At 52.1% G+C, this 22,438-nt stretch carries 20 protein-coding genes and 1 tRNA gene; 16 read left to right on the forward strand and 5 right to left on the reverse strand.

Going from position 1 to position 22,438, the window contains the following annotated elements:
- The first annotated feature begins 46 nt into the window (after positions 1 to 46).
- Positions 47 to 814, forward strand: coding sequence for a class II glutamine amidotransferase (locus tag NI40_RS04155; protein ID WP_023310496.1), 768 nt, complete (start codon positions 47 to 49; stop codon positions 812 to 814).
- Here the strand turns inward: NI40_RS04155 and dpaA are convergent.
- Positions 785 to 1,525 carry a peptidoglycan meso-diaminopimelic acid protein amidase gene (gene dpaA, locus NI40_RS04160; protein WP_033144698.1) on the reverse strand — a complete coding sequence of 247 codons (741 nt, stop codon included), beginning with the start codon at positions 1,523 to 1,525 and terminating at the stop codon, positions 785 to 787. The two genes, NI40_RS04155 and dpaA, sit on opposite strands and share 30 nt — an antisense overlap.
- Before the next feature lie 298 nt (positions 1,526 to 1,823).
- Between dpaA and NI40_RS04165 the strand changes: the two genes are divergently transcribed.
- The 8 genes from NI40_RS04165 (at position 1,824) to dinB (ending at position 9,032) form a co-directional block, all read left to right on the forward strand.
- On the forward strand, positions 1,824 to 3,167 hold the full coding sequence (locus tag NI40_RS04165) for a Na(+)-translocating NADH-quinone reductase subunit A (protein ID WP_039263864.1): 1,344 nt from the start codon (positions 1,824 to 1,826) through the stop codon (positions 3,165 to 3,167).
- 3 nt (positions 3,168 to 3,170) lie between these two features.
- On the forward strand, positions 3,171 to 4,406 hold the full coding sequence (locus NI40_RS04170) for an NADH:ubiquinone reductase (Na(+)-transporting) subunit B (RefSeq protein ID WP_029739701.1): 1,236 nt from the start codon (positions 3,171 to 3,173) through the stop codon (positions 4,404 to 4,406).
- Positions 4,399 to 5,193, forward strand: a complete 795-nt coding sequence (locus NI40_RS04175) for a Na(+)-translocating NADH-quinone reductase subunit C (protein WP_033144700.1) — start codon at positions 4,399 to 4,401, stop codon at positions 5,191 to 5,193. Before NI40_RS04170 ends, NI40_RS04175 begins: the two co-directional genes overlap by 8 nt.
- Positions 5,186 to 5,824: an NADH:ubiquinone reductase (Na(+)-transporting) subunit D gene (locus NI40_RS04180; RefSeq protein ID WP_014882676.1), complete on the forward strand. Its 639-nt coding sequence runs from the start codon at positions 5,186 to 5,188 to the stop codon at positions 5,822 to 5,824. Before NI40_RS04175 ends, NI40_RS04180 begins: the two co-directional genes overlap by 8 nt.
- Positions 5,825 to 5,830: 6 nt before the next feature.
- A complete protein-coding gene (gene nqrE / locus NI40_RS04185; RefSeq protein ID WP_008500255.1) occupies positions 5,831 to 6,427 on the forward strand; it encodes an NADH:ubiquinone reductase (Na(+)-transporting) subunit E in 597 nt (198 codons plus the stop codon).
- A gap of 10 nt (positions 6,428 to 6,437) precedes the next feature.
- Positions 6,438 to 7,661, forward strand: coding sequence for an NADH:ubiquinone reductase (Na(+)-transporting) subunit F (nqrF, locus tag NI40_RS04190; protein WP_023310501.1), 1,224 nt, complete (start codon positions 6,438 to 6,440; stop codon positions 7,659 to 7,661).
- A complete protein-coding gene (nqrM, locus tag NI40_RS04195; RefSeq protein WP_023615899.1) occupies positions 7,661 to 7,864 on the forward strand; it encodes a (Na+)-NQR maturation NqrM in 204 nt (67 codons plus the stop codon). The genes nqrF and nqrM overlap by 1 nt, the downstream gene beginning before the upstream one ends.
- A 109-nt stretch (positions 7,865 to 7,973) precedes the next feature.
- Complete coding sequence (dinB, locus tag NI40_RS04200) at positions 7,974 to 9,032, forward strand: DNA polymerase IV (protein ID WP_023334616.1); 1,059 nt, start codon at positions 7,974 to 7,976, stop codon at positions 9,030 to 9,032.
- 77 nt (positions 9,033 to 9,109) lie between these two features.
- Here the strand turns inward: dinB and pepD are convergent, their stop codons facing one another.
- A complete protein-coding gene (gene pepD, locus NI40_RS04205; protein ID WP_039263865.1) occupies positions 9,110 to 10,567 on the reverse strand; it encodes a cytosol nonspecific dipeptidase in 1,458 nt (485 codons plus the stop codon).
- Positions 10,568 to 10,827: 260 nt separating this feature from the next.
- Here pepD and gpt point away from each other — a divergent pair, with 260 nt between their 5' ends.
- From gpt to crl, 3 genes are all read left to right on the forward strand, one after another.
- Positions 10,828 to 11,286, forward strand: a complete 459-nt coding sequence (gene gpt / locus NI40_RS04210; RefSeq protein WP_010427903.1) for a xanthine phosphoribosyltransferase — start codon at positions 10,828 to 10,830, stop codon at positions 11,284 to 11,286.
- A 106-nt stretch (positions 11,287 to 11,392) separates the two neighbouring features.
- Complete coding sequence (frsA, locus tag NI40_RS04215; RefSeq protein WP_039263866.1) at positions 11,393 to 12,637, forward strand: esterase FrsA; 1,245 nt, start codon at positions 11,393 to 11,395, stop codon at positions 12,635 to 12,637.
- 57 nt (positions 12,638 to 12,694) lie between these two features.
- The gene (gene crl / locus NI40_RS04220; RefSeq protein ID WP_023310506.1) at positions 12,695 to 13,096 is read left to right on the forward strand and encodes a sigma factor-binding protein Crl; all 402 of its coding nucleotides are present in this window, start codon (positions 12,695 to 12,697) and stop codon (positions 13,094 to 13,096) included.
- Positions 13,097 to 13,203: 107 nt separating this feature from the next.
- On the opposite strand, the gene phoE is transcribed toward crl, so the two are convergent.
- Complete coding sequence (gene phoE, locus NI40_RS04225; RefSeq protein WP_039263867.1) at positions 13,204 to 14,256, reverse strand: phosphoporin PhoE; 1,053 nt, start codon at positions 14,254 to 14,256, stop codon at positions 13,204 to 13,206.
- A gap of 304 nt (positions 14,257 to 14,560) precedes the next feature.
- Between phoE and proB the strand changes: the two genes are divergently transcribed.
- The 4 genes from proB to NI40_RS04245 all read left to right on the forward strand — a co-directional run bounded on the left by proB (position 14,561) and on the right by NI40_RS04245 (position 19,582).
- Positions 14,561 to 15,664, forward strand: a complete 1,104-nt coding sequence (gene proB / locus NI40_RS04230; RefSeq protein ID WP_008501877.1) for a glutamate 5-kinase — start codon at positions 14,561 to 14,563, stop codon at positions 15,662 to 15,664.
- Between the two features lie 11 nt (positions 15,665 to 15,675).
- Positions 15,676 to 16,929, forward strand: coding sequence for a glutamate-5-semialdehyde dehydrogenase (gene proA, locus NI40_RS04235; protein ID WP_039263869.1), 1,254 nt, complete (start codon positions 15,676 to 15,678; stop codon positions 16,927 to 16,929).
- Between the two features lie 111 nt (positions 16,930 to 17,040).
- A tRNA-Thr gene (locus tag NI40_RS04240) sits at positions 17,041 to 17,116 on the forward strand.
- A gap of 642 nt (positions 17,117 to 17,758) precedes the next feature.
- Positions 17,759 to 19,582 (forward strand): DUF4365 domain-containing protein, encoded by a 1,824-nt coding sequence (locus tag NI40_RS04245; protein WP_039263870.1) that lies wholly within the window; start codon positions 17,759 to 17,761, stop codon positions 19,580 to 19,582.
- A 176-nt stretch (positions 19,583 to 19,758) separates the two neighbouring features.
- Here NI40_RS04245 and catA read toward each other — a convergent pair whose 3' ends face one another.
- Together catA and NI40_RS04255 are read right to left on the reverse strand one after the other, a co-directional pair.
- Positions 19,759 to 20,436, reverse strand: coding sequence for a type A chloramphenicol O-acetyltransferase (catA, locus tag NI40_RS04250; protein WP_039263871.1), 678 nt, complete (start codon positions 20,434 to 20,436; stop codon positions 19,759 to 19,761).
- Between the two features lie 63 nt (positions 20,437 to 20,499).
- Positions 20,500 to 22,431: a putative bifunctional diguanylate cyclase/phosphodiesterase gene (locus tag NI40_RS04255; RefSeq protein ID WP_039263873.1), complete on the reverse strand. Its 1,932-nt coding sequence runs from the start codon at positions 22,429 to 22,431 to the stop codon at positions 20,500 to 20,502.
- Positions 22,432 to 22,438: the final 7 nt, after the last annotated feature.

Raw genomic sequence — 22,438 nt, forward strand, 5'->3', positions numbered from 1 at the left:
TTCGCTGGGGGGCTCCGGTGCCCCCCGCTGTTGTGGAGGTGTTGTTATGTGCGAACTGCTCGGGATGAGCGCCAATGTGCCAACCGATATCTGTTTTAGCTTCACCGGGCTGGTTCAGCGCGGTGGAGGAACCGGGCCGCATAAAGACGGCTGGGGCATCACCTTCTACGAAGGCAAAGGATGTCGCACGTTCAAAGATCCACAGCCCAGCTTTAACTCACCGATTGCCAAACTGGTGCAGGACTATCCCATCAAGTCCCGCTCGGTGATCGCCCACATCCGTCAGGCTAACCGTGGCGAAGTAGCGCTGGAAAATACCCATCCGTTTACCCGCGAGCTGTGGGGCCGTAACTGGACCTATGCACACAACGGGCAGCTCACGGGCTATAAGTCGCTGGAGACGGGCAATTTCCGCCCGGTCGGGGAGACGGACAGCGAAAAAGCCTTCTGCTGGCTGCTGCACAAGCTGACGGAGCGCTATCCCCGCACGCCCGGCAACATGACTGCCGTGTTCAAATACATCGCGACGCTGGCATCTGAACTGCGTGAAAAAGGCGTGTTCAACATGCTGCTCTCTGATGGCCGCTATGTGATGGCGTTCTGCTCGACGAATCTGTTCTGGATCACCCGCCGTGCGCCGTTTGGCGTTGCGACGCTGCTCGATCAGGATGTGGAGATAGACTTTCAGAAGGAGACCACACCGAACGATGTGGTCACTGTTATCGCAACGCAGCCGCTGACGGGCAACGAAACCTGGCAAAAGATTATGCCAGGCGAGTGGGTGCTATTTTGTCTCGGGGACCGTGTAATTTGACGCCAGCTGCGGGTGGACGACTTCGTGGCTCAGCGGTTTGCTGACCACGTAACGGCCATCGACGATAGAGACCACGGGTGGCTTGTGGGTCTGCTCAAAGTAGTCGTAACCCGGCTTCAGCTGTTTCCAGAAATCCGCGTAGTATGAGTACTTGTGACGCGTCATGTTGGCGTCCGTCATGCGGAACGGATAGATGCTGACCTGTACGTTAGGCTGCCCAAAGACCAGCGCGCCCGTCACGAACTGGAAAATCTCATCAATGCCGGAGTCGGTCATCGCATAACAGCCGATAGACACGCAGGCACCATGGATCATCAGATATTTACCTTCATAACCGTGTGCACGGTCATAGGCATTCGGGAAGCCGATGTTAATGGCTTTATAGAAGCGGCTGTCAGGCTTGAGCTGGCTGCGCTGAACGTTGTAGAACCCTTCCGGACTTTTGAAGTCGCCCTGACGCTGTTTTGGCCCCAGTCCGCCGGAGTAGTTACAAATTTTGTAACTATCAAGCAGCTGATATGTCTCGCCCATTTTGACAAACAGATCGAGAGTGCGCTCTTCCTTGAAGATCTGAATATAAACCGGCGATCCCATTAACTGCTGTTTATATTCCTTGCTGACCGGCGTCGTTGAGCTATTACTGCTGAGCAGTCCGGCAAACGACATGCACGGCATCAGAAGCATCGCAATGAACAATGCGATTTTACGCATACTACTAGTTCCTTGATAAAACCATGACCAACTTGCCAGGACGGCAAAAGAGACCCGAAATCAGATTATTCTGTTAGGAGCGCTCACATTAGCACCGCTATAGATTTTCGCAAGAGCCGGGCGGTGAGTTTACAAATTAGTTTTACTTTATAAACCATCAAAATTGCGATGGCTCCAGGAACTTTGCGCATTAGCTCGCAATTTGGCGCGCGCGACGGCGGATTCCCTGCCCGCGTGAAGGGGAAAATGCTACACTTCGCGCCCACTGGATTGTTGTTCATGGAAACCTGCTAACCACATGTTTAAAATTAAAAAAGGACTTGATCTGCCGATTGCAGGCGTGCCAGCGCAGCACGTTTCGACAGGCGAAAGTGTCCGTCATGTCGCCATTTTGGGCGAAGACTACCTGGGTATGCGTCCTTCAATGCTGGTACAGGAGGGCGATCGCGTTATCAAAGGACAGACGCTCTTTGAGGACAAAAAAAATCCCGGCGTGATGTTCACAGCCCCCGCGAGCGGCACCGTTGTGGCCATCAACCGTGGCGAACGGCGCGTTCTGCAGTCGGTGGTTATCCGCATTGAGGGCGATGAAAAGCGTGAATTTGCCTATTACGACATAGCAGAACTCCCGTCGCTGAACCGTGACGCCGTTCAGGATCAGCTCCTGGCATCCGGTTTATGGACCGCGCTTCGTACGCGCCCCTTCAGCAAATCCCCTGTTCCTGGCACGGAACCGGCCGCGATTTTCGTCACGGCCATCGACACCAACCCGCTCAGCGTGGACCCGGAACCGATTATCCTGGCGCAGCGAAAAGCTTTTGATGCTGGTCTAACCGTTTTAACCCGCCTCACGTCCGGAAAAGTGCACGTTTGCCAGGCTGGCGGCGGCAAGCCTGGCGGGCATCCGCTGGGGCAGGTCACGTTTAATGAATTTTCTGGCCCGCATCCGGCGGGGCTGGTCGGGACGCACATCCATTTCCTTGAGCCAGTCAGCCTGACGAAACAGGTCTGGCACCTTAACTATCAGGACGTCATCGCCATCGGTAAGCTCTTTACTACGGGTGAGCTCTGCGCTGAACGGATAATCGCCATCGGCGGACCGCAGGCTGCAAATCCGCGCCTGGTGAAGACGCTGCTGGGTGCCGACATCAATGAACTGCTGGTGGGGGAAACGAAAGAGGGCGAAAACCGCCTGATTTCCGGCTCGGTCCTCAGCGGCCGCCATGCGGCCAATGCGCACGCGTACCTGGGACGCTTCCATTTGCAGGTCAGCATTGTGCAGGAAGGGCGTGAGAAAGAGCTGTTTGGCTGGGTTCTGCCAGGCGCGGAAAAATACTCCGTCACCCGCACCACGCTGGGCCATTTCCTGCGTAATAAGCTGTTTAGCTTCTCAACCAGCACGCACGGCGGCGAGCGCGCCATGGTCCCGATTGGCAACTACGAGCGCGTCATGCCGCTGGATATTCTGCCCACCGTGCTGCTGCGCGATCTGCTTGCTGGCGATACCGACGGCGCGCAGGCTCTGGGCTGTCTGGAGCTTGACGAGGAAGATCTGGCGCTCTGTACCTATGTCTGTCCGGGCAAATATGAGTATGGACCGGTATTGCGCGAGGTGTTAACCCGCATTGAGCAGGAAGGATAACCGATGGGCTTAAAACACCTCTTTGAAAAAATTGAGCCGCACTTTACCGAAGGAAAGCTCAAAAAGTACTACCCGCTGTATGAAGCAACGACGACCATTTTCTACACGCCGGGGCTGGTGACGAAAGGGGCGGCGCACGTTCGCGATGCCATCGACCTGAAGCGCATGATGATCCTGGTGTGGTTTGCGGTCTTCCCTGCGATGTTCTGGGGAATGTACAACGTCGGCCTGCAGACCATTCCGGCACTGCACCACATGTACGATGCACAGCAGCTGGCGCAGGTGATCCAGTCCGACTGGCACTACCGTCTGGCCCAGTCGTTAGGGGTGAGCTTCGCCGCAGACGCGGGCTGGCTGAGCATGATGACGCTGGGCGCGGTGTTCTTCCTGCCGATTTACATCACGGTATTTGTCGTGGGCGGCTTCTGGGAAGTGCTGTTTGCCATCATCCGTAAACATGAGATCAACGAAGGCTTCTTCGTGACCTCTATTCTGTTTGCCCTGATTGTTCCCCCGACGCTACCGCTCTGGCAGGCGGCGCTTGGCATCAGCTTCGGCGTGGTGATTGCCAAAGAGATCTTCGGCGGCACCGGGCGGAACTTCCTCAACCCGGCGCTGGCGGGACGCGCGTTTCTGTTCTTTGCTTATCCGGCGCAAATCTCGGGCGATCTCGTGTGGACGGCGGCAGACGGTTTTTCCGGCGCGACGCCGCTTTCACAGTGGGCGGCACACGGCGGCGAAACGCTGGTTAACAACGCGACAGGTCAGCCAGTCACCTGGTTTGATGCCTTTATTGGCAACATTCCGGGCTCCATCGGAGAAGTCTCCACGCTGATGATTTTGCTTGGCGGCGCGATCATTCTTTTTGGTCGCGTGGCCTCCTGGCGGATCGTTGCGGGCGTGATGATCGGCATGGTGCTGACCGCCACCCTGTTCAACGTTATCGGTTCGACCACCAATCCGATGTTCTCCATGCCGTGGTACTGGCATCTGGTGCTGGGTGGCTTCGCGTTCGGCATGATGTTCATGGCGACGGACCCCGTCTCTGCCTCGTTTACAGACAAAGGTAAATGGAGCTATGGCGTGCTCATTGGCGCGATGTGTGTCCTGATCCGCGTGGTCAACCCGGCGTACCCGGAAGGGATGATGTTGGCCATTCTGTTTGCCAACCTGTTTGCGCCGCTCTTCGATTACCTGGTGGTGCGGGCCAATATCAAGCGGAGGAAGGCGCGTGGCTGAGGTTAAAAATAACGACAGCATCAGCAAAACGCTGCTGGTGGTGCTGGTGCTCTGTCTGGTCTGTTCTATTGTCGTGGCCGGTTCTGCCGTGGGGTTAAAACCCCTGCAGCAGGAGCAACGTGCGCTGGATAAACAGCGCAACATCCTGGCCGTCGCCGGGCTGATGCAGGAAGGAATGAGCGCGGACGACGTTTCGGCCGTCTTTGCTGAACGTATTTCGGCGCGTCTGGTGGATTTAAAAACGGGTGAACTGCTGGATAAAGACCCGGCAAAATTCAACCAGGCGCTGGCGCTGAAAGATCCGCAGATGAGCCTGACGCTGGAGGCATCGCAAGATCCCGCCGGGATTAAGCGTCGCAGCAACCTGGCCGAAATCTATCTGGTTCGCGATCCCCAAAAACGCATTCAGGAAGTGGTACTGCCTGTTTACGGTAACGGTCTGTGGTCAATGATGTACGCGTTTGTGGCCCTTGATACCGATGGGCGCACGGTCAAAGGCATTACGTATTACGACCAGGGTGAAACGCCGGGGCTGGGTGGCGAAGTTGAAAACCCTAACTGGCGGGCACAGTTTGTCGGCAAAAAAGTGCTCGACGATAACGGCCTGCCTGCGCTGAAGGTGATGAAAGGGGCGGCACGTCCCGGTGACGACTACGCCGTTGACGGGCTTTCCGGCGCCACGCTCACCTCAAAAGGCGTGCAGCACAGTTTTGATTTCTGGATGGGCGAGCTGGGCTTTGGTCCTTTCCTGAAAAACGTACGTGAAGGAGCGCTGAACAATGGCTGATACCGGTGAACTGAAAGAAGTAAAAAAGGTGCTCATTGGCCCACTGTTAGCCAATAACCCGATCACGCTCCAGGTGCTGGGTGTCTGTTCTGCTCTGGCGGTGACGACCAAGCTGGAAACGGCGGTGGTAATGACGCTGGCGGTCACGCTGGTCACGGCGTTCTCCAGCATGTTTATCTCGATGATCCGCCACCACATCCCCAACAGCGTGAGGATCATCGTACAGATGGCGATCATCGCCTCGCTGGTGATCGTGGTCGATCAGCTGCTGCGCGCCTTTGCCTATGAAACCTCCAAACAGCTCTCGGTGTTTGTCGGGCTGATTATCACCAACTGTATCGTCATGGGGCGTGCGGAAGCCTACGCCATGAAAATGCCGCCGCTGGCGAGCTTTATGGACGGCATCGGCAATGGCCTGGGCTACGGCGTGATCCTGCTGACCGTGGGGTTCCTGCGCGAGCTGATTGGCAGCGGCAAGCTGTTTGGCATCACGGTGCTGGACACGGTGCAGAACGGCGGCTGGTATCTGCCAAACGGCCTGTTCCTGCTGGCCCCTAGCGCATTTTTCATTATCGGTTTGTTGATCTGGCTGATTCGTACGCTGAAGCCAGAACAGCAGGAAAAGGAGTAACCGACGATGGCTCATTACCTGAGTTTGTTTGTGCGGGCGGTGTTTGTTGAAAACATGGCGCTCGCGTTTTTCCTCGGCATGTGTACGTTCCTTGCGGTTTCCAAAAAAGTGTCGACGGCATTTGGTCTCGGTATCGCGGTTACCGTGGTGCTCGGCCTATCTGTACCGATCAACAATCTGGTGTACAACTTTGTGCTGCGGGACGGCGCGCTGGTGGAAGGGGTTGATCTCAGCTTCCTGAACTTCATCACCTTTATCGGGGTGATCGCGGCGCTGGTGCAAATCCTCGAGATGATCCTCGATAAGTATTTCCCGTCGCTCTACAACGCGCTGGGGATCTTCCTGCCGCTGATCGCGGTGAACTGCGCCATCTTCGGTGGCGTTTCGTTTATGGTTCAGCGTGATTACAACTTCAGCGAATCCGTGGTGTACGGTTTTGGTTCCGGCATCGGCTGGATGCTGGCGATTGTCACCATGGCGGGGATCCGCGAGAAAATGAAATATGCCAACGTGCCTGCGGGTCTGCGTGGCCTGGGGATCACCTTTATCACCACCGGGCTGATGGCGCTGGGCTTTATGTCCTTCTCCGGTGTGCAGCTATAAGGGCAAACAGATGGAAATTATCCTTGGCGTGGTGATGTTCACGCTGATTGTACTGGTGCTGTCAGGGCTTATTCTGGCGGCGCGCGCGAAGCTGGTGAATTCCGGCGACGTGGTCATTGATATTAACGACGAGCCGCAGAATCAGATCCGCACGCCGGCGGGAGACAAGCTGCTCAACACGCTCTCCGGTAACGGCATTTTTGTCTCCTCAGCCTGCGGCGGCGGCGGTTCCTGCGGGCAGTGCCGCGTGACGGTAAAAGAGGGCGGCGGCGATATTCTGCCAACCGAACTGGCGCATATCACAAAGCGTGAGGCAAAAGAGGGCTGTCGTCTGGCCTGCCAGGTCGCGGTGCGCCAGAACATGAAGATTGAGCTGCCGGAAGAGATCTTCGGCGTCAAAAAATGGGAGTGCGAGGTTATCTCTAATGATAACAAAGCCACCTTTATTAAAGAGCTGAAGCTGCGGGTGCCGGAAGGCGAGCATGTCCCGTTCCGCGCCGGAGGATACATTCAGATTGAGTGCCCGGAGCACGCTGTGGCCTATGCGGACTTTGACGTGCCGCATGAGTACCGCGCCGACTGGGACAAATTCAATCTCTTCCGCTTTGTATCTGAGGTGAAAGAGCCGACGCTGCGCGCCTACTCAATGGCCAACTATCCGGAAGAGAAGGGCATTATCATGCTCAACGTGCGTATCGCCACGCCGCCACCGAATGTGCCGGATGCGCCGCCGGGCGTCATGTCGTCATACATCTGGTCCCTGAAGCCTGGCGATAAGGTGACGATCTCCGGCCCGTTCGGGGAGTTCTTCGCGAAAGATACCGATGCGGAAATGGTCTTTATCGGCGGCGGTGCCGGTATGGCCCCGATGCGCTCGCACATCTTTGACCAGCTCAAGCGGCTGGGGAGCCAGCGTAAGATCAGCTTCTGGTACGGGGCGCGCTCGCTGCGCGAGATGTTCTATGAAGATGAGTTTGAACAGCTGGCGCGTGAAAACCCGAACTTTACCTTCCATGTGGCGCTTTCCGATCCGCAGCCGGAAGATAACTGGACGGGCTATACGGGGTTCATCCACAACGTGCTGTATGAAAACTACCTCAAACAGCACCCGGCGCCTGAGGACTGCGAGTTCTATATGTGTGGTCCGCCGATGATGAATGCCGCCGTGATTAAGATGCTGAAAGATCTCGGTGTCGAAGATGAGAACATCTTGCTCGATGACTTTGGAGGCTGATGATGCTGACGTTTCTGGCAACCTTTGTGGTGTTTGTGCTTGTCATCTTCGGCATGTCGTTAGGCTGGATCGTTAAGCGGAAAAGCATTCAGGGCAGCTGCGGCGGTATTTCCTCTATTGGGATGGAAAAGGTTTGCGACTGTCCGGAACCGTGCGATGCGCGGAAGAAAAGGATGGCCCGCGAGCAGCAGCGCATTATTTAATTTTTTTGTAGGCCGGGTAAGGCAAAGCCGCCACCCGGCGTTCTCACATCTGCTTCTCAACCCTCATTTGTTTACTGTATACTTATCCAGTGATGAGTGAGGGCTTACTATGCGCAAAATAATCCATGTCGATATGGACTGCTTTTTTGCCGCAGTGGAGATGCGTGACAACCCGGCGCTGCGGGACATTCCCATCGCCATTGGCGGCAGCCGCGTTCAGCGTGGTGTCATCAGCACCGCCAACTATCCTGCGCGCAAATTTGGCGTGCGCAGCGCGATGCCAACGGCGATGGCCTTAAAGCTTTGCCCTCATCTCACGCTTCTGCCCGGCCGGTTTGAAGCCTATAAAGAGGCTTCCCTCCATATTCGGGAAATCTTCTCCCGCTATACCTCTCTGATAGAGCCGCTGTCGCTGGACGAAGCCTATCTGGATGTGACCGACAGCGTGCACTGCCACGGCTCCGCCACGCTGATGGCGCAGGAGATCCGCCAGACGATTTTCAACGAGCTGAATCTGACGGCATCGGCGGGCGTCGCGCCCGTTAAATTCCTCGCCAAAATCGCCTCCGATTTAAATAAGCCCAACGGTCAATACGTCATCACGCCTGACGAGGTGCCGGCGTTTTTGAAAACGCTGCCGCTCGGCAAAATCCCCGGCGTGGGAAAAGTCTCCGCCGCAAAGCTGGAAAGCATGGGGCTACGGACCTGCGAAGACGTGCAGCGAAGCGATCTCGCCATGCTGCTCAAGCGCTTTGGAAAGTTTGGCCGCGTGCTGTGGGAGCGCAGCCAGGGAATTGACGATCGCGATGTGAACAGCGAGCGGCTGCGGAAATCCGTCGGCGTTGAGCGCACCCTCATTGAAGATATTCATGACTGGTCCGAATGCGAAACCATTATCACGGAACAGCTTTACCCGGAGCTGGAACGACGCTTAAGCAAGGTAAAGCCGGATCTGCTCATCGCCCGTCAGGGCATCAAGCTTAAATTCAACGACTTCCAGCAGACAACGCAGGAACACGTCTGGCCGCGTCTGAATAAAGACGATCTTATCGCGACGGCGAAAAAGGCATGGGAAGAGCGCCGGGGCGGGCGAGGGGTGAGGCTGGTGGGGTTGCACGTTACGCTACTGGATCCGCAGCTAGAGCGCCAGCTGGTTCTGGGATTGTAAAAAAGCCCGGTGGCGCTATGCTTGCCGGGCCTACGTTTTTCACCCTCTCCCTGTGGGAGAGGGCTGGGGTGAGGGTATTACTTAACTGGGATCGCTTTCAGCAGCTCAGTCAGCAGCGTCCAGTAGTGACCGACGCTTTCGATATGAACCTGCTCATCCGGCGAGTGCGGACCGGTAATGGTTGGCCCGATGGACACCATGTCCATGTCCGGATACGGTTTCTTGAACAGACCACATTCCAGACCGGCGTGGATCACCTGAATGTTCGGCGTGCTGTTGAACAGACGCTGATAGGTTTCGCGCACCAGCGCCATCACCGGAGAACTTGCATCCGGCTGCCAGCCCGGGTAGCTGCCTTTGGCAGACGTTTTTGCGCCCGCCAGCGTGCCCAGAGATTCCAGCATGCTCACCACGTACTCTTTACCGCTGTCGATAAGCGAGCGGATCAGGCAGATGATTTCCGCGCTGTCGTCGCTCATGGTCACCACGCCCACGTTCAGCGAGGTTTCCACCACGCCTTTCGCCACGTCAGAGTTGCGGATCACGCCGTTTGGCGTCGCGTTTAACAGCTGAACGAAGGTGTTACGAGACTGCGCGGTCAGCGCGTCTTTATCCGTAGATACGGATTCCAGCACCACGGTCAGGTTTTTCTCTTTCGCCGACAGTTCGTTTTTCAGGATATCCAGATATACGGTGGAGAGTTTTTTCAGCTCGTCCGCTTTTGCCGCTGGAACCGCTACGGTGGCGAAGGCTTCACGCGGGATCGCGTTACGCAGGGTACCGCCGTTGAAGTCCACCAGACGCAGATCCAGCTCGGCAGCATGGCCTGCCAGGAAGCGCGCCAGCAGCTTGTTGGCGTTACCCAGACCCAGGTGAATATCGCCGCCGGAGTGGCCGCCTTTCAGCCCTTTCAGCGTCAGCTTGAAGGTCTGGAAGCCAGCAGGAATCGCTTCGCGCGAGAGCGGCAGGGTAGAGATGAAATCAATCCCGCCCGCGCAGCCCATGTAGATCTCGCCTTCTTCTTCAGAGTCGGTGTTGATCAGGATGTCCGCCTGCAGCCAGTTCGCCTGCAGACCGAACGCGCCGTCCATGCCCGCTTCTTCGGTCATGGTCAGCAGCACTTCCAGCGGACCGTGCTCAACGCTGTCGTCGGCCAGCACGGCCAGCGCAGAGGCCATACCGATGCCGTTATCCGCGCCCAGCGTAGTGCCGCGTGCTTTCACCCAGTCGCCGTCGATGTACGGTTGAATCGGGTCTTTGGTGAAGTCGTGAACGGTGTCGTTGTTCTTCTGTGGCACCATGTCCAGGTGCGCCTGCAGCACAACCGGTTTGCGGTTTTCCATGCCTGCGGTAGCCGGTTTGCGGATCAGAATGTTGCCAACCTGGTCACGTTCAGCATGCAGACCTTTTTCCTTCGCCCAGCCCATAATATGTTCGGCAAGCTGTTCTTCGTGGTAGGAAGGGTGTGGAATGGAGCAGATTTTCGCAAAAATATCCCACAGCGGCTGCGGAGATAATTGAGACAGTTCAGACACGATAAGTCTCCTTGTCGAGGCGCTGCAAACAGGGTTGCAGGTCACAGGGTTAGCAGGTTAATAGTTACCACAAGTCAGGCTTGCGAGATGAAACTGAGAATACCACTTTCTCTGCTGGCTGGTAGCATAAAGCATGTAAAAACTCAGGCAGAGGGCGCTAAACACTGGTTTTTAGTGCGTCAGATCTCTATAATCTCGCGCAACCTATTTCCCCCTCGAACACTTTTTAAGCCGTATAAAAACAGGCTGGGACACTTCACATGAGCGAAAAATACGTCGTCACCTGGGACATGTTGCAGATTCACGCACGCAAACTGGCTGCGCGTCTGATGCCTTCCGAACAGTGGAAAGGCATTATTGCCGTCAGCCGTGGCGGTCTGGTACCGGGGGCGCTGCTGGCACGTGAGCTGGGTATTCGTCATGTCGATACCGTTTGCATCTCCAGCTATGACCATGACAACCAGCGCGAGCTGACCGTGCTGAAACGTGCGGAAGGCGACGGTGAAGGCTTCATCGTTATTGATGACCTGGTAGATACCGGTGGTACTGCGGTCGCTATCCGCGAAATGTATCCGAAAGCACATTTCGTCACTATCTTCGCGAAGCCTGCTGGCCGCCCGCTGGTTGACGATTACGTGATTGATATCCCGCAGGATACCTGGATTGAACAGCCATGGGATATGGGCGTGGTCTTCGTACCGCCAATCTCTGGTCGTTAATCACGTTCCGCAATTATTTTAACGCCCGGTGATGCCGGGCGTTGTTTTTTTTAGTCTGACGCGCGTTACAATAGTCTCTATACGACGTATTCATGGAGGCAACGCAATGACGCAGGCGAATCTCACCGAGACTCTCTTCAAACCCCGTTTCAAACACCCTGAAACGTCGACGCTGGTGCGTCGCTTTAATCCGGGTACCCAGCCTGCCGTCCAGTCCGCGTTAGACGGTAAAAACGTGCCTCACTGGTATCGCATGATTAACCGCCTGATGTGGATCTGGCGCGGTATCGACCCCCGTGAAATCCTTGATGTGCAGGCTCGTATCGTGATGAGTGAAGCCGAACGTACCGACAGCGAACTCTACGATACGGTGGTGGGCTATCGTGGCGGAAACTGGATCTACGAGTGGTCTAAACAGGCGATGCTCTGGCAGCAAAAAGCCAGCCAGGAAGAGGATGCCACGCGCAGCGGCAAGCACTGGCTGCACGCCGCTAATCTTTACGGCATTGCCGCTTACCCCCATTTAAAAGGGGATGAACTGGCGGAGCAGGCTCAGGCGCTGGCGAATCGCGCCTATCAGGAGGCGGCTCAACGCCTGCCGGGCCGGATGCGTGAACTTGAGTTCACCATTTCAGGGGGCGCGTCCGTTACCGGATTCCTGCATATGCCTGAAGGTGAAGGTCCGTTCCCGACCGTCCTCATGTGCGGCGGGCTGGATTCGCTGCAAATTGATTATTACAGCCTGTATGAGCGTTACTTCGCACCAAAAGGGATCGCGATGCTGACGCTTGATATGCCTTCAATTGGTTTCTCATCCAAATGGAAACTGACTCAGGATTCCAGCCTGCTGCACCAGCATGCGCTAAAAGCGCTGGAAAATATTCCGTGGGTTGACCACACCCGCGTGGCGGCATTCGGCTTCCGTTTCGGCGCGAACGTCGCGGTGCGTCTGGCTTATCTTGAATCTTCTCGTCTGAAAGCCGTCGCCTGCCTCGGCCCGGTCGTACACGCTCTGCTCAGCGATCCTGCACGCCAGGGGAGCGTACCTGAAATGTACCTTGATGTGCTGGCCAGCCGCCTTGGCATGCATGATGCATCAGACGAAGCGCTGCGCGTTGAGCTCAATCGCTACTCGTTAAAAACGCAGGGGTTGCTGGGACGTCGCTGCCCAACGCCGATGCTCTCTGGGTTCTGGAAAAACGATCCGTTCAGCCCGGAAGAAGAGTCGCGATTAATCACTTCGTCATCTGCGGATGGCAAATTGCTTGAAGTGCCGTTCAGCCCGGTCTATCAGAATTTCGACAAATCGCTGAAAGAGATTACGCGCTGGATCGCTCAGAGATTGTGTTAATAGATTGCTAAATTTCGCTGGTTTGGTAAAACAGTGGCTTCACAAAAGGAGATCGCAATGACGTTACCGAGTGGACACCCGAAAAGTAGACTGATTAAGAAGTTTATGGCTCTCGGCCCGTATATTCGAGAAGAGCAGTGTGAAGAGAATCGCTTTTTTTTCGACTGCCTGGCTGTATGCGTCAACGTGAAGCCTGCACCCGAAAAACGTGAATTCTGGGGCTGGTGGATGGAAATGGAAGCAGAGGAAAAACGCTTTACGTATAGCTACCAGTTTGGCCTGTTTAATAAAGACGGCAACTGGCAGGCGACCACGATTAAAGATCAGGAAGTGATTGACCGCCTGGAATATACGCTAAAAGAGTTTCACGATAAGGCACGCGCACTGCTGGCTACCCTGGATCTCAAGTTCGAACCCGCGGATGACTTTTCCAGCGAAGCGGTGAAGCTGACTGCCTGATGGTCTTCTCCCTCTCCCCGTGGGAGAGGGTCGGGGTGAGGGCACCAGACCGCAAGAATCCCCGACAAAAAAAACCGGCATCAAGCCGGTTTTTTTATTTCACATCATCAGAACTGGTAGGTCATACCTACAGCAACGATGTCATCGCTGCTCACGCCCAGTTTATTTTTGTCGTCAATCTGGTTGATTTTATAATCAACAAAGGTGGACATATTTTTGTTGAAGTAATAGGTCGCGCCAACGTCAATATATTTCACCAGATCTTCGTCGCCAATACCTTCGATATCTTTGCCTTTAGACTGGACATAGCCCAGGGACGGGCGCAGACCAAAGTCGAACTGATATTGTGCGACAACTTCAAAGTTCTGCGCTTTATTTGCAAAGCCGCCGGAAATTGGCGTCATATTGCGGGTTTCAGAATACATTGCAGCCAGATAAATATCGTTCGCATCATATTTCAAACCGGTTGCCCAGGCTTCTGCTTTCTGACCCTGGCCACGCGCCAGCAGGTTCTGAGCATTGGTGCGGTCAGAGTTGGTGTAGGCGCCGCTGACGGCGAAATCGCTGCCGCCGAAGTCATAGGTCAGAGAGGTACCAAAACCGTCACCGTTCTGTTTCTTGGCGTCACGGTTCTCGTTTTTGCCCTGGTACTGCAGCGTCATGTCCAGACCGTCAACCACGCCGAAGAAATCGGTGTTACGGTAGGTGGCCAGGCCGGTAGCGCGCTTGGTCATGAAGTTATCGGTCTGCGCGGAAGAGTCGCCGCCGAACTCAGGGAACATATCGGTCCAAGCTTCGACGTCATACAGGGCGCCCAGGTTACGACCGTAATCCAGTGAACCAAAGTTTTTCAGCTTCAGGCCCGCAAACGCCAGACGCGTTTTCTGAGTAGAGTCGCTCTCGGCTTTGTTACCTGCAAATTCAGATTCCCAACGGCCATAGCCCGTCAGCTGATCGTTAATCTGCGTTTCGCCTTTAAAACCGAAACGAACGTAAGTCTGATCGCCATCTTTGGTGGCATCATCACTGATGTAGTGCATGGCTTTCACTTTGCCGTACACATCCAGTTTATTACCATCTTTATTATAAACTTCAGCTGCGTGAACGGATGCAGAAGCCACTACGCCCATAACCACTAATGCCAGAGTGCTCTTTTTCATTTTCGATCCTGTCTTATAAACGCGCTAAAAAATTCGCTGGACGATAAGCTCATGCTTAAGTCCCGTGAAAAAACAGGAAGGGTTTTATCGTTCTGGAATGAAACTTTTATGACAAACTAAGAATAATTTTAAAAAACTGTGATTTATTATTTCGGTAATAAAATTGTCAAAATTTCCCGCTAGGCTTCCTGATCCCGCGCAACAAAGTGTTTCGCGATGTGCTAAGGCAGTTGGCAACGGGGCTGACTCCTGTTAAAACGTTCGTTCGACATTACTTTCCCTTATCGTTGAACGGCAGAGAATCATGAGTGACAGCCAGACGCTGGTGGTAAAACTCGGTACCAGTGTTTTAACAGGCGGATCGCGCCGCCTAAATCGCGCCCACATTGTTGAGCTTGTACGTCAGTGCGCTCAGCTGCATGCCGCAGGGCATCGTATTGTGATTGTGACCTCCGGGGCGATTGCCGCCGGGCGTGAACACCTGGGTTACCCCGAACTCCCCGCGACGATCGCCTCCAAACAGCTGCTGGCCGCCGTGGGGCAAAGCCGACTCATTCAACTCTGGGAACAGCTGTTCTCCATCTATGGTATTCACGTCGGGCAGATGCTGCTGACGCGTGCGGATATGGAAGACAGAGAGCGCTTCCTGAACGCCCGCGATACCCTGCGCGCGCTGCTGGACAACAACATTGTTCCGGTCATTAACGAGAACGATGCCGTTGCTACCGCTGAAATCAAAGTGGGTGATAACGATAACCTCTCGGCGCTGGCTGCGATTCTGGCCGGTGCCGATAAATTACTGCTTCTGACCGATCAGCAGGGGCTATTCACCGCCGACCCGCGCTCCAATCCGGAAGCCGAGCTGATTACCGACGTTCACGGTATCGACGATGCGCTGCGCGCCATCGCCGGTGACAGCGTTTCAGGTCTCGGAACGGGCGGTATGGGGACCAAGCTGCAGGCCGCTGACGTCGCATGCCGCGCCGGTATCGACACCATCATTGCAGCGGGCAGCCGCCCCGGCGTGATTGGCGACGTGATGGAAGGCATCTCCGTCGGTACCCGCTTCCACGCCCAGGAATCCCCGCTGGAAAACCGCAAACGCTGGATATTTGGCGCGCCTCCTGCTGGTGAACTCGTCGTCGATGAAGGGGCAACCGCCGCGATTCTGGAACGAGGAAGTTCATTACTTCCTAAAGGAATTAAAAGCGTGACAGGTAACTTCTCCCGTGGTGAAGTGATCCGTATCCGTAACCTCGAAGGCCGCGACATCGCCCACGGCGTAAGCCGTTACAACAGCGACGCGCTGCGCCGCATCGCGGGTCACCACTCGCAGCAGATCGACGCCATTCTGGGCTATGAATATGGCCCGGTTGCCGTGCATCGCGATGACATGATTATTCGTTAAGGAGCCAGAACATGCTGGAACAAATGGGCGCTGCCGCGAAGGCTGCCTCTTACAAACTGGCGCTCCTTTCCAGCCGCGAGAAAAACCGCGTGCTGGAAAAAATCGCTGATTATCTGGAGTCCCAGTCTCAGGAGATTTTGCTCGCCAACGAGCAGGATTTACTGGAAGCGCGTCGCAACGGCTTGAGCGAAGCGATGCTCGACCGTCTGGCGCTGACGCCGGCACGCCTGAAAGGCATCGCCGACGATGTGCGTCAGGTCTGCAATCTGGCCGACCCGGTAGGGCAGGTGATCGACGGCGGGCTGCTCGACAGCGGTTTACGCCTGGAGCGCCGCCGCGTGCCGCTCGGCGTCATCGGCGTTATTTATGAAGCTCGTCCAAACGTGACGGTGGATGTTGCCTCCCTGTGCCTGAAAACCGGTAACGCCGCTATTCTGCGCGGTGGGAAAGAGACCTGGCGCACCAACGCCGCCACGGTGAAAGTCATTCAGCAGGCTCTGGAAGAGTGTGGCTTACCGGCGGGGGCCGTACAGGCGATCGAGAGCCCGGACCGCGCGCTGGTCAACGAAATGCTGCGCATGGACAAATACATCGACATGCTGATCCCACGCGGCGGCGCGGGCCTGCACAAGCTGTGCCGCGAGCAGTCGACGATCCCGGTTATCACCGGCGGTATCGGCGTGTGCCATATCGTTGTTGACGACAGCGCTGAGATTGAACCGGCGTTGAAGATTATCGTGAACGCGAAAACCCAGCGTCCAAGCACCTGTAACACCGTTGAAACGCTGCTGGTGCATCAGGATATTGCAAACACCTTCCTGCCGGCCCTGAGCAAACAGATGGCAGAGAGCGGCGTGACGCTGCATGCTGACGCCAATGCGCTCGCACTGCTTCAGGAAGGCCCGGCTAACGTTGTTCCCGTAAAAGCGGAGCAGTACGACGACGAGTTCCTGTCACTGGATCTAAACGTGAAAATCGTTGCCGATCTCGACGACGCCATTGCGCACATTCGTGAACACGGCACGCAGCATTCTGACGCGATCCTGACGCGCACCCTGCGCAATGCCGATCGCTTCGTGAACGAAGTGGATTCTTCAGCAGTATATGTGAATGCCTCCACCCGCTTCACCGACGGCGGCCAGTTCGGCCTCGGCGCTGAGGTGGCGGTCAGCACGCAGAAACTTCACGCGCGCGGTCCGATGGGGCTGGAAGCGTTGACCACTTACAAGTGGATCGGCTTCGGTGACGATACGATTCGTGCGTAAATAATCACGGGTGATGCAAAAATAGCCGTTTGATTCAAAAGGGCATTGACGCATCACCCGGATAGATCTAACCTTTTGCCCCGTGGTTACGCTCGTAACCGGCCTCTCAGGGCCGATATAGCTCAGTTGGTAGAGCAGCGCATTCGTAATGCGAAGGTCGTAGGTTCGACTCCTATTATCGGCACCATCCTCAATTCACACACGATTTGCCCCAGCGCTTTGAGCGGCCAAGGACGGATTAAAGATCTAATGGATGCCTTGCCACCGGACGAGCGACAAAAAGCATTAGAACTTCTACTGGCAGCCAAAGAGAGCCACTGAACGGTTCGCCGGGAGTAACTTAAAATTTTCCCGGCTTCGGTTCATTAAATTTCAGCTGCTTAAGAAAAAATGTATATAAGAATCAGTTTGTTAACTTTTAAGTGTGCCGTTAGTTATCATGAATAATCTCACTTAAAATTTTATATCTCTTTACTATCAATATCTTAACTCAATTGATGAAGATGTTGGAGTAAAGCTAAACTGAAAAAAGCTGAAATTCTTTTCACTCTTTTCAGTTCCCTGCTCGCTGTATATCCCCAGTTGTGGCACGGCCTCGCGCTATCATTTGTAAAAAATCCCAGCTGAAAAATTTTTGCGATCTGAAAACCGCAGGCGGGTGCGGTGTAGTGCGATTTTGGTGGGTTACGCCTTTTTCAAGTATGCACTCGTTAAAGGAGAACCATGTAAAAAACAAGAGACTGATAGAAATTTACGCTCAAAACCACCTCATCTGGTTATTATTTGGAGTAGAATTTGTGGATATTGACTCACTTAAAAGGTAAGAGAAATGACCTTAACTCCAAAGCAAATTGGTAGAGCAGCGGGAAGAATTTTCCAATCCAGTATTCCGATTAACTGGGCATATCGTTGCCAGGAAGATCAGGAGGACTATGGAGTTGATGCAGAGATTGAAATAATAGGTGATGATGAAAAAGCTACAGGTTTTATATTTAAAGCTCAAATTAAAGGGCAGGAGAATGTTTCTATAATTAATGGGGGTGATATTGCTTCGTTTAGCCTTTCAACAGAGAGATTAAACTATTACATGAATCAACTGGATGTTCCAATTATTTTGGTTGTTGTAGATGTTACTACAAAAAAAGTTTATTGGTGTAGTTTGCAAGATGATCAAAATTTAAGTGGCAGATTGGCAATAGCTAATGGTGAAGGAAAGAAGAGCATCACAATTCATATCCCATGCGGAAATAATTTGCCTGACGGTAGTAATGCACTTATACGCGCCGTAATGGATAATATGACATGGATGAAAATAAACTCGTTAAATAAAATAAACACGCCCATTAACCAAATGCTAAAAAATAGCCCCACTAAGCTCATCGATGATTTAATTAAAAGGAATAAAGAGTTTAATTTTTATCTATATATTGAACAATATGATCGGTTATTAAAATCGAAGAGTTATAAGGAGCTTTTCAATAAGGCTAAAATTACTTTCGAGTCAGCTTCAGAGTTGTTCGATACAAGATTTAACTCTGCAATATATATAGAGCAGGCTTATATACATGCATTACAGAACGAAGAAATGAAAGATGAACATTTATTCAATCTTTATAATGCATTAATTGGACTTGTGCGTAATGAAAGGAAAAACGGAAATTACAGAATGTATGTTGTTTTCTTAATGAGATCTTTCATTATAGATAAGTTGATTGAGACAGATTATCATGCTGTTATTACAAAGAGAAATACTTCGCATGATGAATTGACTTCATGGATGCTTAACCATGAGAACGATAGAATTGCAACTGCGACTGCAAATCATGTACAAAAAACAATCTCTTCAATTAATAAAATGGTGTTGCAGGGCAATGACAATTTTTTTACCGATGCTATATCACGCGTTGCTATTAAATTAGGGGTGTATGCGCAAAGACTCAAAATAGATGAACGAATTGAATCTTCGGAATATTTGTTTAATTGGATAGATTATTGTTTGGATTTGGCAATGGAAATATGTAAGGTGCAAGGGAATGAAGCCTTATATGGGAAGTTTATATTAATCTATGCTACTGTTAGCACTAATCGTGATGATTATGAAAAATATTTTCGTGAAGCAAGGGCAAAATTAGAATTTATTAACAATGAGGACATAAAGTCCAGCTTAAATTTAGCACTTGAGAAAATCTCTAAGCACAAGACTACTTTCATGGAACGGAGTGATCCTGATAGTGAAATTGATTTTTTCACAAGCCGTGCAAAGCAGTTGGGATTCAAGATAGATGATCCTGAAGATGAGATGGGACGGATTATAAAACAGGGATTACTTGATTATAATCCCGAACGCGTTATAAAAAATTGTGAACATTTAATTATGATGGGTTCACGCTCCGTTGGCATTCCTGCCATGATGGTTGGCTTATACTCGGCTGCTATGAAATATCTTGTATGCTTGAAAAAAAATCATGTAATGGGCGGTTGGAGGTTAGACGACATTTATAATTCAAAACCCTTAGGTGGATTCCAAAGTGAATTCTGTAAAGATTGCCAAGACTGTAAACCAAGAAGTCCTGAATGGAAATGGACGAGTGCATGGCAAGAAGAACAAATGGAGCTTCATAAAGATCTAACAAGCCGCCTTGAACGCTGGTAACAATCGTAAACAGTTAAAAGCATCCTTCAGAGATGCTTCTACACGGTGATTAGTTGTGGGGGCATTTTTGGGGGCATGTTTAGGTTTTTGTTTTATTTTTATTATTTAAAATCAATGTTTTAGTGTTTTGTTTTATTCTTATTATCGCACCTTCTTTTAAAATTGCCTTCGGCGTATCAGCTATTTAGTCCCTCCGACAGCTCCGGCAAACCATCACACATCTCCTGCAACTCATTAAAAATTCTTGCCACATGGAAACCATCGCACACCGAATGATGGACCTGCACCGCGAGCGGCAACAGCACTTTCCCATCCTGCTCGTAGTATTTTCCAAACGTGAACATCGGGGAAAAGAAGTTCTTCATGTGCGCAATGTTCATCGTAAAGTTCGTAAACGTTACCCAGGGAATAGACGATACGAAAAAGACATTTTCCCGGGACTCTTCCTTAGGCCAGTAAGAAAGGTTATTACCATAGCGCGCAATGTCTTCTGCATAAGTGTTCTGGAAGTGATGAATATTGCCGTCGAAATGGCTCCACAATGACGAAAAGGTCTCTGTTTCAGGGTGGAAAATGGTATAGCTCGGATGAATTTCATTCCATATGACAAGCTCATTATCCTTCATGGCCATACGGAATTCCGGATGCCGGTTCATGATTTTAGAGAGGAGGAAAATAATCGTCGGGTAAAATTTCCAGCCGACCTTTTTGATATGTTTTCGCAGCGCGGTGATGTCGATCAGAACCGTTTGGTTAATTGTACACTCAGCAAATGACTGGAATACTTCAAAATGCTCCTTCCTGGCCCAACGAGATAAATCAACAGGCGTATATTCCGGGGCTGTTTTTTTCATTGTTTAACCTTTGATTATCAATCGACTAAAGGGTTTTAGGCCAGAAAAAGCCGCGCAACCATTTCAACCGTATCTAATCTTCCTGTCAATCTCAGCCTGTGGTTTTCCGAACAGATATCCCTGCACGAGATCGCAGCCTAGCGCCTGAAGACGTTCAAGCTGCGCTTCGGTTTCAACACCTTCTGCAATGACCCTCATATTGAGGCTCTTCGCCATGCCGGTTATCAATTTAACGATATTAAGGGCATCATCCTGCGTGGATATCGGGTTCACAAAGGATTTGTCGATTTTAATTTTATCAAAATTCAGTTCACTCAGACGTGAGAGCGACGAATAACCCGTCCCGAAATCATCGATTGAAATTCTTACACCCAGCGTTCTCAGCTTTTTGAGAATAGTGATCGGCGTGTTGCTGTCGCTGAAGAGCGATGACTCCGTAACCTCTAATTCAAGACGGTTTGCCGGAAGTCCAGTCTCCTTCAGGATGGACTGTACCATTGCCGTAAAGGATTTCGTGCCCAGCTGAACGGGTGAGACGTTCACAGAGATCCTTGCCGGAACCGCCCAGGAAACCGCTTCCCGGCAGGCAAGCTCCAGCACGGTTTTGCCGATCTGGTTGATCATCCCCGTTTTCTCAGCGACGGAAATAAAGTAATCGGGTGACAGTATCCCCTTCACCGGGTGTATCCAGCGAATAAGCGCTTCATAGCCGTAAATTTCATTGCTGAATGAATCGACAATAGGCTGGTAATAAACAACGAATTCATGGTTATCGATCGCCAGTGCCATATCATGTTCAAGGGTTCTGCTTTCCTGTAACTTTTGCAGCATCCACTGACGGAAGACTTTTATCTGCTGTGAGCCCTCTTTTTTGGCTTCGTAGAGCGCCAGATCGGCAAATTTATAAAGGTAGTCAGAGCGCCGTTCATTATCAGATAAAACGATACCCACACAGGTGGCGATTTTTATCAGCTGGTTATTAATCGTATAGGGCTGGCTGATATGTTCGCTGATTTCTTTGGCACGCGAAACGGCGGCAGCTTCAGTGAGGCCACTGGACAAAAGGGCGAACTCGTCTCCGCCCAAACGGTAAAAGGTATCAGTGGCGCTGCTCATTGAGGTGAGGCGTCTGGATACCTGATTCAACAGCAAATCTCCGGCATCATGGCCATAGGTATCGTTGACCTCTTTGAAGCGGTCTAAATCAAATAACATCACCGTGACGGGGATGTGGTTTTTATCTGCCTGAAGATTAATTTTGTTGAGATCGTCCCAGAAGAAAAGACGGTTTTTCATGCCGGTGAGGGAGTCATGATAAACATCATATTCCAGCTTCGAGTTCTGAATTTGCAGCGTTTCTTTTGATATCTGAAGCTCGTCAGCAAGGCTTTTAACCTGCATGTGCGCTTTGAGAATGTTTTTATTCTGGTAGATCATTAAGAAACCCAGAATAAAGCTTAATATCACCAGTAATAATGAAAGCACCGAATAAATATAATAAAGAATCTGTATTTTATGGTTGGATTCATTAACCGTGTTAATATCTTTCGTCAATGCCGTTGCTGAAAGCTGGCTCAGTGGCGCATCAAGGTCATGCATATTTTTCAGGTATGCCTGTAGCTCTGAGTGGCTCATTTTTTCAAGATGGTTATCCAGATAGGCCAGTATTTTCTCTAAGCGCAAAGCGAGCTCCTGATGCGCTTTATCACTGTCAATATAGCGACCTAAATCTCCCCCTTTCATTAAATCGCTCTGGCTTAGCATAATTTCAAGACGCATGCGGACCTGGTCTATCGTAACGTCATCGGTATCGGTTGCGTATAGACCAAGCCATGATTCAAAACGGTAATACTCTGATACCAGTTGTGCCACGGACCAGGACTCAGTGTATTGAGTCAGTTTTTGCAATTCCTGCTGTCGATCGTAAACAAGGAATGCAATATATCCTGTCGTGATAAAAAGAGAAAAAATGATACCAACCAGTATCCTGTTCATTATGTTC

The sequence above is a fragment of the Enterobacter sp. E20 genome, from assembly GCF_000801755.2.
Taxonomy (GTDB): domain Bacteria; phylum Pseudomonadota; class Gammaproteobacteria; order Enterobacterales; family Enterobacteriaceae; genus Enterobacter; species Enterobacter asburiae_B.